The organism is Streptomyces sp. 2-1, from assembly GCF_048564895.1.
In the GTDB taxonomy this organism is placed as follows: domain Bacteria; phylum Actinomycetota; class Actinomycetes; order Streptomycetales; family Streptomycetaceae; genus Streptomyces; species Streptomyces phaeochromogenes.
Genome location: NZ_CP183383.1, coordinates 645,961 through 658,181 on the forward strand (window position 1 = coordinate 645,961; position 12,221 = coordinate 658,181).

13 protein-coding genes are annotated in these 12,221 nt (G+C 71.0%); 4 read left to right on the forward strand and 9 right to left on the reverse strand.

The window, feature by feature from the left end; genetic code table 11:
- Positions 1 to 97 precede the first annotated feature (97 nt).
- From ACN20J_RS03180 to ACN20J_RS03190, 3 genes are all read left to right on the forward strand, one after another.
- Positions 98 to 673 carry a class I SAM-dependent methyltransferase gene (locus tag ACN20J_RS03180; protein WP_189841932.1) on the forward strand — a complete coding sequence of 192 codons (576 nt, stop codon included), beginning with the start codon at positions 98 to 100 and terminating at the stop codon, positions 671 to 673.
- 84 nt (positions 674 to 757) lie between these two features.
- Positions 758 to 2,983 (forward strand): MMPL family transporter, encoded by a 2,226-nt coding sequence (locus tag ACN20J_RS03185; RefSeq protein WP_419665143.1) that lies wholly within the window; start codon positions 758 to 760, stop codon positions 2,981 to 2,983.
- A 177-nt stretch (positions 2,984 to 3,160) separates the two neighbouring features.
- Positions 3,161 to 4,180, forward strand: a complete 1,020-nt coding sequence (locus tag ACN20J_RS03190; RefSeq protein WP_419665144.1) for an NAD-dependent epimerase/dehydratase family protein — start codon at positions 3,161 to 3,163, stop codon at positions 4,178 to 4,180.
- Positions 4,181 to 4,355: 175 nt separating this feature from the next.
- Here the strand turns inward: ACN20J_RS03190 and ACN20J_RS03195 are convergent, their stop codons facing one another.
- Positions 4,356 to 4,829 carry a carboxymuconolactone decarboxylase family protein gene (locus ACN20J_RS03195; protein WP_189841929.1) on the reverse strand — a complete coding sequence of 158 codons (474 nt, stop codon included), beginning with the start codon at positions 4,827 to 4,829 and terminating at the stop codon, positions 4,356 to 4,358.
- 140 nt (positions 4,830 to 4,969) lie between these two features.
- Between ACN20J_RS03195 and ACN20J_RS03200 the strand changes: the two genes are divergently transcribed.
- Positions 4,970 to 5,317, forward strand: a complete 348-nt coding sequence (locus ACN20J_RS03200) for a VOC family protein (RefSeq protein ID WP_055610190.1) — start codon at positions 4,970 to 4,972, stop codon at positions 5,315 to 5,317.
- Positions 5,318 to 5,339: 22 nt separating this feature from the next.
- Here ACN20J_RS03200 and ACN20J_RS03205 read toward each other — a convergent pair whose 3' ends face one another.
- The 8 genes from ACN20J_RS03205 to ACN20J_RS03240 form a co-directional block, all read right to left on the reverse strand.
- Positions 5,340 to 5,849, reverse strand: a complete 510-nt coding sequence (locus ACN20J_RS03205; protein WP_361900351.1) for an SRPBCC family protein — start codon at positions 5,847 to 5,849, stop codon at positions 5,340 to 5,342.
- Positions 5,850 to 5,941: 92 nt separating this feature from the next.
- Positions 5,942 to 6,931 (reverse strand): sugar kinase, encoded by a 990-nt coding sequence (locus ACN20J_RS03210; protein ID WP_419665145.1) that lies wholly within the window; start codon positions 6,929 to 6,931, stop codon positions 5,942 to 5,944.
- On the reverse strand, positions 6,928 to 7,779 hold the full coding sequence (locus ACN20J_RS03215) for an SMP-30/gluconolactonase/LRE family protein (RefSeq protein ID WP_419668822.1): 852 nt from the start codon (positions 7,777 to 7,779) through the stop codon (positions 6,928 to 6,930). The genes ACN20J_RS03210 and ACN20J_RS03215 overlap by 4 nt, the downstream gene beginning before the upstream one ends.
- A 122-nt stretch (positions 7,780 to 7,901) precedes the next feature.
- The gene (locus ACN20J_RS03220) at positions 7,902 to 8,534 is read right to left on the reverse strand and encodes a bifunctional 4-hydroxy-2-oxoglutarate aldolase/2-dehydro-3-deoxy-phosphogluconate aldolase (protein WP_419665146.1); all 633 of its coding nucleotides are present in this window, start codon (positions 8,532 to 8,534) and stop codon (positions 7,902 to 7,904) included.
- A gap of 77 nt (positions 8,535 to 8,611) precedes the next feature.
- Positions 8,612 to 9,430 carry a hypothetical protein gene (locus ACN20J_RS03225; RefSeq protein WP_419665147.1) on the reverse strand — a complete coding sequence of 273 codons (819 nt, stop codon included), beginning with the start codon at positions 9,428 to 9,430 and terminating at the stop codon, positions 8,612 to 8,614.
- Positions 9,427 to 10,572 (reverse strand): galactonate dehydratase, encoded by a 1,146-nt coding sequence (gene dgoD / locus ACN20J_RS03230; RefSeq protein WP_419665148.1) that lies wholly within the window; start codon positions 10,570 to 10,572, stop codon positions 9,427 to 9,429. Before dgoD ends, ACN20J_RS03225 begins: the two co-directional genes overlap by 4 nt.
- Positions 10,569 to 11,354, reverse strand: coding sequence for a FadR/GntR family transcriptional regulator (locus tag ACN20J_RS03235; RefSeq protein ID WP_419665149.1), 786 nt, complete (start codon positions 11,352 to 11,354; stop codon positions 10,569 to 10,571). The genes dgoD and ACN20J_RS03235 overlap by 4 nt, the downstream gene beginning before the upstream one ends.
- A 34-nt stretch (positions 11,355 to 11,388) precedes the next feature.
- Positions 11,389 to 12,162 carry an SDR family NAD(P)-dependent oxidoreductase gene (locus ACN20J_RS03240; protein ID WP_419665150.1) on the reverse strand — a complete coding sequence of 258 codons (774 nt, stop codon included), beginning with the start codon at positions 12,160 to 12,162 and terminating at the stop codon, positions 11,389 to 11,391.
- Between the last annotated feature and the right edge of the window lie 59 nt (positions 12,163 to 12,221).

A 12,221-nucleotide genomic window follows, 5' to 3' on the forward strand; every position in this document is an offset into this window, starting at 1 on the left:
CTGGCACGAAGCCGGCGAGGGCGCGTCTCCCTAGCGTCGATGCCCTGACCACCGTCGCCGCGTGTCCCGCGGCGGCCGTTCACGAAGGGCACGTGACGTGACGTTTTTCGGGGAGTTCCTGCGCAGTCCACTGACCGTGGGGGCGGTCGCGCCGAGCAGCGGCGCGCTCGCTCGGGTGGTCACGGCGCCGGTGCCGGGGAGCGGCGATCCGGTGGTGGTCGAGCTGGGCCCGGGTACGGGCGCGTTCACCGGCGCCATCCAGCGACGTCTCGGCGGCCGGGGCCGGCACATCGCCGTCGAGATCAACGAGCGGTTCGCCGCGCGGCTGGCGGCCCGGCATCCGGGCGTGGACGTGGCGCTGGCCGACGCCGGGAGCCTCGCCGGAGTGCTCGGCGAGCGCGGCATCGAGCGGGCCGATGTGATCGTCAGCGGCCTGCCGTGGGTGGCGTTCGGCGAGAACGAGCGCCGTGACGTTCTCGCGGCGGTGGTGGACGGGCTGTCGGAGTCCGGGGCCTTCACGACGTTCGCGTACGTGCATGCCCGCTGGGCGAGTCCGGCGCGGCGGCTGCTGCGGTCGTTGGAGACGCGCTTCGACGAGGTCGTGGTGGGCCGGACGGTGTGGGGCAACCTGCCGCCGGCGCTTGTCTACCACTGCCGTCGACCTGCCTGGTGATCCACGTCGCTGGTGATCCGCATTGCTGATGAGAAGGCCAGATGGCACGTCATTCCTGATGGCACGTCAAGGAGAGGGATTGTGATGGCAGACATCGACGACCGGAGCCCGGTGGTGGGTCCGTTGGGCCGGCTGGGCCGGTTCGCGTACCGGCGTCGTGGCCGGGTGTTGCTGTTGTGGCTGGCCGGGCTGGTGGCGGCCGTAGCGCTGTCGGCGGCGTTCGCCGGTGAGTTCACGGCGGACTACTCGGCACCCGGATCGGACTCGAAGAAGGCCCAGCAGGCGCTGGAACAGCGGTTCCCGAGCCAGTCTTCCGCCGTCGTCACCGTGGTGGTGCGGGCGGACGCCGGTGTGCGGGACGAGGGTGTCCGGCGCGAGGTGACCGAGCTGCTGGACGAGCTGGCAGCGGTGCCGCACGTGGCGGGAGCCAACGATCCGTACGCGACCCCGGGCGCGGTGTCCGACGACGGGCAGACCCTGCTGGCGAACCTGCGCCTCGACGTGGTGAACGCGACGGACATGCCGGTCGAGGACAGCACCCGGCTGATCGACGTCGCCGAGGAGAGCAGTACGGCCGGGATGCGGGTGGCGCTCGGCGGGCAGGCGATCCTCCTGGCCGAGGGCGGCTCGGTCGGGTCGGAGGCGATCGGGCTGGCGGTCGCCGCCCTGATCCTGCTGCTGACCTTCGGCAGCGTGGTCGCGGCCGGGCTGCCGCTGCTCGTCGCGGTGGCGGGGCTGGTGGTCAGCGGCGCGCTGACCGGTGTGGTGATCCGGTTCGTCGACGCGCCCGAGTGGTCGACCTCCCTCGCGGCCATGCTGGGCATAGGCATCGGTATCGACTACGTCCTGCTGATGGTGACCCGGTTCCGTGAGTGGCGGGCGGCCGGGCTCGACCCGGAGGCCGCCACGGTGGCCGCGCTCGACACGGCCGGACGCTCGGTCGTGGTCGCCGGGATCACGGTCGTCGTCAGCCTGCTCGGCCTGTTCGCCATGGGTCTGTCGTACATGCGTGGCGCCGCGCTGGTGGCGATCGTCGGGGTCCTGGTCGTGCTGGCCGCGAGCGTGACGCTGTTCCCGGCGCTGCTGGGCTATCTGGGTCGTCACGTGGACCGGTTGCGGCTGCCCGGTCGTCGCCGTACGGCAGTTGTGAGCGCCGACGGGCACGTCAAGCCCAGCCGGGCCTGGATGCGGTGGAGTGGGCTCGTCCAGCGACACCGGTATGTGGCGGGTGCGGTCGGCCTGGCCGTGATGCTCGCGCTGGCCGTGCCGTTCCTGAACGTTCAGTTCGGCTTCCCGGACGCGGGCAACAACCAGGCAGAGACGACGACCCGGCAGTCGTACGACCTCATCTCCGACGGGTTCGGGATCGGCGCCAACGGGCCCGTCCGCCTGGCCGTCCAACTCCCGGACGGCGACGACTCGGTTCTGACCCGGTTGAGTGACGCCGCCACCGACACACCCGGCGTCGCTTCGGTCGCGCCGCCGTTGCTCAACCAGGCCGGTGACACCGCCGTCCTGACCGTCACACCGACCACCGGCCCGCAGGACCAGGCCACGCAGGATCTGGTGCATCGCCTGCGGGACACCACCGTCCCGGCGGCCGTCGAGGGTACGGACGCGACGGTCCTGGTCGGCGGGACCGCGGCGACGTCGATCGACAGCACCACCGATCTGGCCGGCCGCATCCCCTACCTGATCGCCGGAGTCGTCCTGCTGTCGATGCTGTTGCTCCTCGTCGCGTTCCGCAGCATCGCCGTCGCGGTCAAGGCCGCCGCGATGAACCTGCTGTCCGTCGCGGCCTCGTACGGGGTGGTCGCCCTGGTCCTGCAGGGCGGCTGGGCAGGGCAGTTGATCGGTATCGACACCCCGACTCCGTTGCCGCCGTTCGTCACCGTCCTCATGTTCGCGGTGCTGTTCGGGCTGTCCATGGACTACGAGGTCTTCCTCCTCAGCCGGGTGCGCGAGTCGTGGATCCGCACCGGTGACAACGCCCGGGCGGTGACCGAAGGTCTCGCCGGTACCGGCCGGGTCATCACGGCAGCCGCCGCGATCATGATCGCGGTGTTCGTGGCCTTCGTGCCGAGCCCGGACGTCGTCCTGAAGCTGATCGGTGTCGGCATGGCCGCCGCCATCCTCCTCGACGCGACCGTCGTACGGCTCCTGCTGGTCCCGGCGGCGATGCACATGCTCGGCCGGTTCAACTGGTGGATCCCGCGCCGACTCGACCGCAGGTTGCCGCAGTTGCACGTCGAGGGCCACCCGGAGCACCACACCAAGGCCCTGGCCGGCCCGGCGCCCGTACGCGTCTGACCCGTCTCGCGGCAATGAGACACCAGGTCGGCCATCACACGTCTGGTGGCCGACCGTTCAGCAAGAGCAGGAAAGGACCGAGATCATGACAGTGCGGAGAGCCAGGCAGGTCGCCACGTCGCCGGCTGCGGCGGGAACCACGTTCGGCCGCTTCGGCCGGCCGACGGAGGAGGAGCAGTGACGGAGAAAGTGCTGGTCACGGGCGGCACGGGGTACGTCGCCGGCTGGGTCATCGTCGGGCTGCTCGAGCGCGGCTACGAGGTCCGTACGACGGTGCGCGGCCCCGCCAAGGAGAAGGCGGTCCGCGACGCGGTGTCGACGGTGACGGTTCCGGGCGACCGGCTGAGCTTCGCCGTCGCCGACCTCACCTCCGACGAGGGGTGGGATGCCGCGGTGGCGGGCGTCGACCATGTGCTGCACGTGGCCTCCCCGCTCGGGGACGAGAACACGCGCGACGCAGAGGCGCTCATCGTCCCGGCCCGGGACGGTGCTCTGCGCGTTCTGCGGGCGGCGACGGCGGCCGGCGTGAAGCGGGTCGTGATGACATCGGCGGCGAATGCCGCCAGTCCGTCCTCCTACACGGAGGAGGGCGTGACCGACGAGACGTTGTGGACCGACCCGGACGATCCGACGTTGATTCCCTACCGCAGGTCCAAGACGGTTGCCGAGAAGGCGGCCTGGGACTTCGTCGCCGACCACGGAGGCTCGACCGAGCTGACGACGATTCTGCCCGGCGCCGTGTTCGGCCCGATCCTCACCACCCGCAACCTCGGCTCGGTCAGGATCATCCAGCGCATGGTGGCGGGCAAGATGCCGGGCACCCCACGGATCGGGCTGGAGATCGTCGACGTCCGCGACCTCGCGGACATCCACATCCGTGCGATGACATCGCCTGAAGCCGCGGGGCAGCGGTTCCTTGCCACGGGAGAGTTCACCTGGATGCGGGAGGTGGCTCAGGCGCTTCGGGCCGGGCTCGGTCCGGCCGGCGCCAAGGTACCCACACGTCAACTCCCCGACTTCGCGGTCCGGTTCGCGTCGTTGTTCGACCGGCCGCTTCGGGCGATCACCGTCTCGCTCGGGCGCCGCAACCGCCACAGCACCGAGAAGGCGAAGCGCGTCCTGGGCTGGCAGCCCCGGCCGGCGGCCGAGACCGTTGTCGACTGTGCGAGGAGCCTCATCGACTGGAGGGTCGTCTAGGCCCGGCAACTCGGCACCACCGAACCGACCCGAGGGGACACGGCGGTTGCCTCCGGAGGGCAGACACCACCACCCACGCCGGTCCTTCAGCCCCCGGTCTCCGGATAGGTCCTCAACTGCCTTGCCCCTTGGGGCCCGTGGGAAGCAGACACGGGCCCCAGTCGGCTGCCCCTCGTTACCCGAACTGCCCGGGCTGGTAGTCCCCTGCGGGCTGCTGGACCATGACGTTCAGACGGTTGAAGGCGTTGATGATGGCGATGATCGACACCAGAGAGGCGAGCTGCTCCTCGTCGTAGTACTTGGCGGCGTTCGCCCAGGCCTCGTCCGTGACGCCACCGGCCGCGTCGGCGATGCGGGTGCCCTGTTCCGTCAGTTCCAGGGCCGCTCGCTCGGCGTCGGTGAACACCGTGGCCTCACGCCAGGCCGCGACCAGGTTGAGGCGCACCGAGGTCTCCCCCGCGTGGGCTGCGTCCTTGGTGTGCATGTCGGTGCAGAAGCCGCAGCCGTTGATCTGGCTGGCCCGGAGCCTGACCAGCTCCTGGGTCGCGGCCGGCACTGTCGACTCCCCCATCACCTTGCCCGCCGTGACGATGTGCTTCAGGGACTTCACTGCGAGCGGGATGTCGAAGAGGTTCAAACGGGCTTCCATGATGCACTCCTTGCCGTTGCTGGCGGATACACCTCTACGACGGCCCGGCTCGGCGAGATGTGACATCGCCGAATGTGACCCGCGTCTCAGTAGGGGAGAATCGGGGCACGTCCACTCTCGCCCGTCAGCAGGAGTCGCCCATGTCCATCCGCCGAGTCATGCCCGACATCCGATCGGACGCCATGGAGGAGAGCCGGGACTTCTACGGCCTCCTGGGATTCGAGGAGGTCATGAACCTGGGCTGGGTCATGACGCTCGCCTCTCCTTCCAACCCCACGGCGCAAGTCACCTTCATGAGCCAGGACAAGAGCGCGCCGGTCGTGCCCGACATGAGCGTCGAGGTGGACGACGTGGATGCGGTCCATGCGGCGATGCGAGAGAGCGGCGCGGAGATCGTGCACCCGTTGCAGGACGAGGAGTGGGGAGTACGCCGGTTCTTCGTCCGTGACCCCAACGGCAAGGTGGTCAATGTGCTGAGCCACCAATGACAAGCGGTGCTGTTCCGCGCCGTCAGGACTGAGGTGCCGTTTCGAGTTCCCGCTTCAGGTTCCGCAGGGTCCTGTCGATGTTGCGCACCTGGAAGTCCGCGAACGTGCGGCCTCCGGTGGCCACGCGGTCGAAGACGTTGGTCACGAAGGTCGGCCAGGATCGTCGGTCGTCGGTCCAGGTCTCGGTGACCCGCGTGGCATCGCCGTCCTGCTCGAAGCGGTACTCCCAGGTGGCGATCGGGGCTCTCAGGCGAGGGCGGCTGAGCCCGATCGCGTGGACCCGGAAGGCGAAACGGCTGCCCGGCTCTGCCGCAGTCACCGTGCATCGAGTCACCCAGCGGAAGGCGCCACGCTTGTTGCGCCCTTCGAAAGTCATCCCGAGCGAAGCCGATTCATCGGGCGCCGACACGGTCGCACCGAGGTTCTCCGGACTCCAGCGCCCCATGTCGGCAGGGCGGCTGATCGCGTCGTACGCGACAGCCGGTGGCACCTCTATGAGGACGCTGCGGGACACGGTGAACGTACGGGCCACGATGGACTCCTTTTCCCGGCGCACTGATTACTCGCCGGTAACCATCATGGCACAGGGTCCTCAACGGAGGGTGACGCCTATGAACTGGGCTTTCAGGGACGGCCGTCGGCCTCTGTCTCCCACTCGCGTGCGGGGAGGTCGAGCAGCCGTTTGATCCAGGCGGCGTCCGGCAGAGGGCCATGGTCACCCGTCACCTTGAGTGCCGACGCGGCCGTGATGTGTCCGAGCCGCAGCGCGCGCTCCATTCCCCCTCCGCGCAACAGACCGGTCAGGAATCCGGCGGCGAATGCGTCACCCGCGCCGACAGGCTCCACCACGTCCGTGCGGAGAGCGGGCACCGTCCACGAACCCTCGTCGCCGAAAACGGTGGCCGCACGACCGCCGTCCTTGACGACAAGGAGACGCGGATGCGGCAACAACTCCCGTACGTCGGCCACTTCGAGGCCGGCGTCCCACAGGTCCTGTGCCTCGTCGAGGCCGACGAAGGTGATGTCGGCGCGGTCGGCCAGGTCGCGCAGCACCGAGGCAGCGGTCCTGGGCGGCCACAGGGCAGGACGGTGATTGACGTCGAAGCTGATGGCGTACGGGCGCTCGGCGGGCGGAACGGCGAGCGCCGCCACGACCAGGCTCCGGCAGGACGGGGAGAGTGCCGGGGTCACGCCCGTCAGGTGGACGACGGAGGCCGAGCGCAGTCTCTCGTCGTCCAGTACGTCGGGTCCCAGGGCCGAGGCCGGCGAGTTGCCGCGGTAGTAGTGGACGCGGGTTCGGGTGCCGGTCGGCTCCTTCACGAGCAGGCCCGTGGGCCGTTCCGGGTCGGTTCGTACGCCGCCGACGTCGACGCCCGCCGCGCCGACCGCGGCACGCACACGCCGTCCCAACGCGTCGTCGCCCAGCGCCGACAGCCAGGAGACGGGGATGCCGAGGTCCGCCAGGTACATCGCCACGTTCGACTCGGCCCCGGCCACCGACACACGCAGGTCCTCGGCGGTCTCCAGCGATTCGGAGGGGCCGGGAGCCAGGGCGGCCATGGTCTCCCCGATGCAGACCACCGATCCTTCGGCAGGCTTCCAGCCGTCCTTCATGACCTCTCCCCCGCGAACGAAGCCGATCCGTCGTAGCGGTAGGCAGTCGCCGGCCGGCCCGGTACCTCGACTCGGGCGGTGAACACCGCGCCGTCGTAGGGGCCTGGTTCGGCTAGTCCCACACGAGCGGTCGTGATGTGGAGAAGGTCCTCCTCCAGGCACACCCCGGCGGGCTGTCGTGCGGGCAGAGTCAGCGTGCGGTCCAGGCGGCCGTCCGGCAGATACCGGCGTACGGATCCCGTGCCCCACACCGCCACCCATAGGGCGCCTTCGACGTCCACCACCATGCCGTCGGGGCTGCCGTCGTCGACGGTGACGAAGACCTCCGGGGGCCCGAGTTCGGCGGTGTCCGGGTCAACCGGGTAGCGCCTGATGACTCCCCGGGCGCTGTCGGCCAGGTACATGGTGGCGCCGTCAGCCGTGAAGGCCGGCCCGTTCGGCACCGTGATGTTGTCGAGGACACGGGTCACCGTGCCGTCGTGGTCCACCCGGTAGAGGGAACCGGCTCCCTCGTCGGCGTCGTACGCCATGGTGCCTGCCCAGAAGCGGCCGAACGGGTCGGTGGTCGCGTCGTTCATGCGCATGGGTCGCGCGGCATCCGCTTCGGGCTGTGCCAGCCACCGCGTCGATCCGTCGGGCGACAGCAGGCAGATCCCGGTGCCCGCGGCGGCGATCCAGGTGCCGGGAGCTTCAGCCACGGGGGCCACCGCGCCCAGGGGAACGGGCAGTTGGACCAGTTGCCGCAGGGGGTCGGTGGGATGTCCGACGGCGGTGAGCAGGCGGCCGGCGAGGATGTCCACGAGCACGAGGCCGCGGTCCGTCCAACGGATGCCCTCACCGAGCTCCAGACGGTCGGGGCGGAGAGCTTCGGCACCGCCTCCGACCTTGAGTCCGGCTCCGGCTCCGGCTCCGGCTCCGGCTGAGGCTGTCGCGCTCCCAGCTCGGCCTTCGGTGTGCGATGCGGCTTCGGTCACGGTGTGTCTTTCCGTACGACGGTCAAGAAGGCGCGGGCTCGTTCGCGCAGCGCGGTCAGGCTGCCGCCGTCGGCGGCGTCTCCGATCAGCGGCGAGCCGACTCCGACCGCGGTCGCGCCGGCGGCCAGATATGCCCGGGCGGCAGCCTCGTCGACACCGCCCACCGGCACGAACAACTCGTGCGGGAACGGGCCTCGCAGAGCCTTGAGGTAGGCGGGGCCGCCGGACTCGGCGGCCGGGAAGATCTTCAGCGCGGCGGCGCCGAGGGGACGTGCGGCCAGGATTTCGGTGGGGGTCATCACTCCGGCCACGACGGGCAGGCCGAGTTCGCGTGCCGAAGTGACGCCTTCACCAAGTGCGGGCGTGACGGCGAAGTTCGCGCCGGCCCGCTGGGCCGCGCGGGCGTCGTCGGCGGTCAGGACCGTGCCGGCTCCGAGGGGCCGGTCGGGGCCGAGCTCCTTGCGCGCCTGCTCGATGACGGACAGGGCGTCCGCGCCGGTCAGGGAGACCTCGATCAGCTCGACGCCTTCCTCGGCGAGGGCAAGCACGGTGCGTACCGAGGCTTCGGGGTCGGTGCCGCGGATGATCGCGACCAGGCGGTGGGCGGCCAGGGCCGCTCGCAGATCCATGGACGGGCTCTCCCTTTCACGTGGATTCAGACAGGTTCACAGGGTCGGTTCAGGCAGGTCGGTTCAGGTGCAGCAGTTCACGCACAGCGGCAGTTCGCGGTCAGTGTCAGCCGCCATCGCACCTCGCCGGAGTCGGGTACGCGGGCAGCGTCGCCGGGGCCCGCCTCGGCGAGGTCGAAGACGCGGCCGAGCATCGGTTCGACGCCTGTGCTGCGGTAGGGGTGCGCGGCGGGGAAGCCGCCGAGGTTGCGCCACAGGGCGATGGACATGGGCTGTCCGTCGGCTTCGAGGGCCAGCGACAGGTGGTCGGCCCGGTCGTGGACGCAGCAGCGGGCGGCGTCCACGACGGCTCCGACGGCGGTGCCGTCGTCCGGACCGAGTTGGTCGAGGCGCAGTCCGCAGGGTGCGGGCCAGTTCCCTTCGACCCAGGCGGCGCCTTGCGGCCACGTCCCCTCCAGCAGCGGTGCCGCCTCGGGGAAGAGGCGGGTGTTCGCTCCGTCGCGGATGTGCAGCGTCGCGCGGCCGGAGAGGTCGAGCAGAGCGTGCGCGGCCCACACGAAACGGAAGCCCGCGTCGGCCTTCAGCACGTAGTCCGCCTCGGCCCCCTCCGCGGTGCCACGGATCGTGCGGGTCAGGGTGAAGCGGTCGCAGTGGAGGACGTCGCTGTCACCGTCGCGTGTCCAGGGCCGTGACCAGGCGTCCCCGTGGTCGGGGGTGCCGCGGACCGTGGGGATGCACTCCTCCAGTCCGCCCGCGTCCACGAAGGTGTCGCCCGGTGACACGTTCTGCCGCTCGGGTGCCTCGCGCCGCCAGAGCCATTCGCGCCCCGGGGTGCGCAGTGAGGTCCAACGGCCGCCGTGGGCAACGTCGGTGACGATGTCCATCGGTGCGGTCACCACTCCGCGAAGGAACCGTCGGGGTGCCGCCACACAGGGTTGCGCCAGGCATGACCGGTGCGGTCGGCGGCGCGTACGGCGTCCTCGTCGACGGTGATACCGAGGCCGGGGGCGTCGCCGCGCGGGGCGTGCCCGTCGACGAACCGGAACGGCTCAGGGTCGACCACGTAGGACAGCAGGTCGGCGTCCTTGTTGTAGTGGATGCCGCGGCTCTGCTCCTGGATGAGGAAGTTCGGGGTGGCGAAGGCGACTTGGAGGCTGGCCGCGAGCGCGATGGGGCCGAGCGGACAGTGCGGGGCGAGCTGGGCTCCGTAGGTTTCGGCGAGCGAGGCGATGCGGTGCACCTCCGAGATGCCGCCGGCGTGGGACAGGTCGGGCTGGGCGACCGCGACCCCCGCGGCGAGCACGGGCAGGAACTCGGCGCGTCCGTAGAGGCGTTCACCGGTGGCGAGCGGTACGGGGCTCGCGGCGACCAGGCCTGGCAGCAGATGGCCGTGCTCCGGGAGGACGGGTTCCTCGACGAACAGCGGGTGCAGTGGGGCGAGTTCGGCGAGGACGCGGCGGGCGCCGGCGGCGGTGAAGCGGCCGTGGAAGTCGACGGCGACGTCGCGGTCCGGGCCGAGTGCCTCGCGGGCGGCGGCCACGCGGTCGACGACCGCGGCGGTTTCTGCAGCGGTGGGGACCGGTGACGTGGCTCCGGCGGCGTTCATCTTCACGGCGGTAAAGCCTGCTTCGACCTGGGCGGCTATCTGCTCGGTCAGCTCGGCCGGTTCGTCGCCGCCCACCCAGGCGTAGACCCGGATGCGGTCACGCACCGGGCCGCCGAGCAGGGCGTGCACAGGAGCGCCGTACGCCTTCCCGGCGATGTCCCACAGGGCCTGGTCGAGGCCGGCGACGGCGCTGGAGAGGACCGGGCCGCCCCGGTAGAAGCCGCCCTTGGTGAGGACCTGCCAGTGGTCCTGGATGCGCAGCGGGTCCTGTCCGACGAGGTATTCGGCCAGGACGTCGACGGCGGCCCGGACGACTTCGGCGCGCCCTTCGACGACCGGTTCTCCCCAGCCGACCACGCCCTCGTCGGTCTCGACGCGGCAGAACAGCCAGCGGGGCGGGACCAGGAAGGTCTCGATGCGGGTGATCTTCACTGGGAGCGGGAGCCTTCCACGGAATCGGAATCGGACACCGAATCGGAGTCGGAATCGGAGTCGGAATCGGAGTCGGAGTCGCCGACGCGGTCCAGATCGCGGCCGGCCTGGTCGAGCAGGGCACGCATCGCTGCCTCGGCGGCCCCCGGGTCCCGGTCGCGTACGGCGTCCAGGACGGCGCGGTGGGCCGGGACCGGGTCCTCGCTGTGCGGGGAGCTGTGCACGATGCGGTCGCGGTGGGCCAGGCCCGACTCGATGACCATCTCCATGCGTTCGAGGAGTTCGTTGTGGGTGGCGGTGAGCAGGGCACGGTGGAAGGCGAGGTCGGACTCGACCGCGTGGGCGGCGCCGTTGTCCCGCTCCCCCATCGCCTCGATGGCGGCGTCCAGGGCGGCCAGGTCCTCGTCGGTGCGACGCTCGGCGGCCAGGCGTACGGCGGCGGGTTCGATGATGGCTCGTACTTCGGCGAGGTTGTGGAGCAGCGCCCGGTCGGAGGCGTTGGTGCGGCCTCCCTCGAACTGCCAGCGCAGCACGTCGGCGTCGAGCAGGTTCCACTCGGCGCGGGTCCGTACGAAGGTGCCGCGCCGCTGGCGGGCGTCGACCATTCCCTTGGCGGCGAGCACCTTGAGCGACTCGCGCAGCGCGGTCAGGCTCACGTCCAGCTCGCTCTGCAGCGCCACCAGGTCCAGCGTGGCCCCCTCGGGGATCTCACCGCCCAGGATGCGGCGGGCGAGGAGTTCCACGGTCTGGCCGTGCACGCCGCGACGGGCATAGGGCGTCATGTCGTACAGCCTTTCTGCTGTTGAGGGAGCGTGGTCATGCGGAGGCCTTGACGACGCTCCAGCCGCCGTCCACGACGAGACTCGTCCCCGTGATGTAGGAGGCCTCGTCGGCGCTGAGGAACGCGATGGCCGCGGCGACCTCCTCGGGCGAGCCGAAGCGGCGCACCGCGGTCTCGGCGATGCTGCGTTCCCGGTCCTCGGGAGGGACCCTGTCCCAGGCGGCGGTCAGGATCGGGCCCGGGACGACGGCGTTGACGCGTACCTCGGGACCGTATTCGACGGCGAGTTGGCCGCACAGGGAGAGCAGCGCGCCCTTGGAGGCGGCGTAGGCGGGATGGCCGGGGATGCCCTTGTGGGCGTGGACGGACGAGGTCAGGACCACCGCGCCCCGCCGCTCCCGCAGATCGGGCAGCGCCGCCCGGAAGCCGAGGAAGCTGCCGGTGAGATTGACGTCGAGCTGCCGCTGCCACGAGGGGAGGGACATCTCGTGGGCGGGGGTGACGTCGACGGTGAAGGCGTTGCTGACGAGGACGTCCACGGGACCGTAGGTGTGCGCCGCGGCGACCACCCGGGCCCAGTCATCCTCGACGGCGACGTCGGCGGTCACGAACCGGGCCCGCCCGCCGTCCTTGCCGATCCGCTCCGCCACGGCCTCGCCCCGCTCCTCTGCCAGGTCGACGAGCACGACGGCGGCTCCCTCCTCGGCGAGGCGTACGGCCGTGGCGGCTCCGATGCCGGAGGCCGCTCCGGTGACCACGGCCGTGCGGCCGTCGAAGCGGGCGCCGTGCCGTCGTAGGGGCTGGTCCATCTTGGGGTTCGACTCCTTCGCGGGCGTGGGACGGTTGATCGGCCGTCTTAAGAACATAT

Bases quoted from the DNA above. Each gene is read 5' to 3' on its own strand.
- ACN20J_RS03185 (WP_419665143.1), top strand. From the start codon at position 758: ATGGCAGACATCGACGACCGGAGCCCGGTGGTGGGTCCGTTGGGCCGG.
- ACN20J_RS03195 (WP_189841929.1), bottom strand. From the start codon at position 4,829: ATGGAAGCCCGTTTGAACCTCTTCGACATCCCGCTCGCAGTGAAGTCC.
- ACN20J_RS03200 (WP_055610190.1), top strand. From the start codon at position 4,970: ATGTCCATCCGCCGAGTCATGCCCGACATCCGATCGGACGCCATGGAG.
- ACN20J_RS03210 (WP_419665145.1), bottom strand. From the start codon at position 6,931: ATGAAGGACGGCTGGAAGCCTGCCGAAGGATCGGTGGTCTGCATCGGG.
- ACN20J_RS03220 (WP_419665146.1), bottom strand. From the start codon at position 8,534: ATGGATCTGCGAGCGGCCCTGGCCGCCCACCGCCTGGTCGCGATCATC.
- ACN20J_RS03235 (WP_419665149.1), bottom strand. From the start codon at position 11,354: ATGACGCCCTATGCCCGTCGCGGCGTGCACGGCCAGACCGTGGAACTC.
- ACN20J_RS03240 (WP_419665150.1), bottom strand. From the start codon at position 12,162: ATGGACCAGCCCCTACGACGGCACGGCGCCCGCTTCGACGGCCGCACG.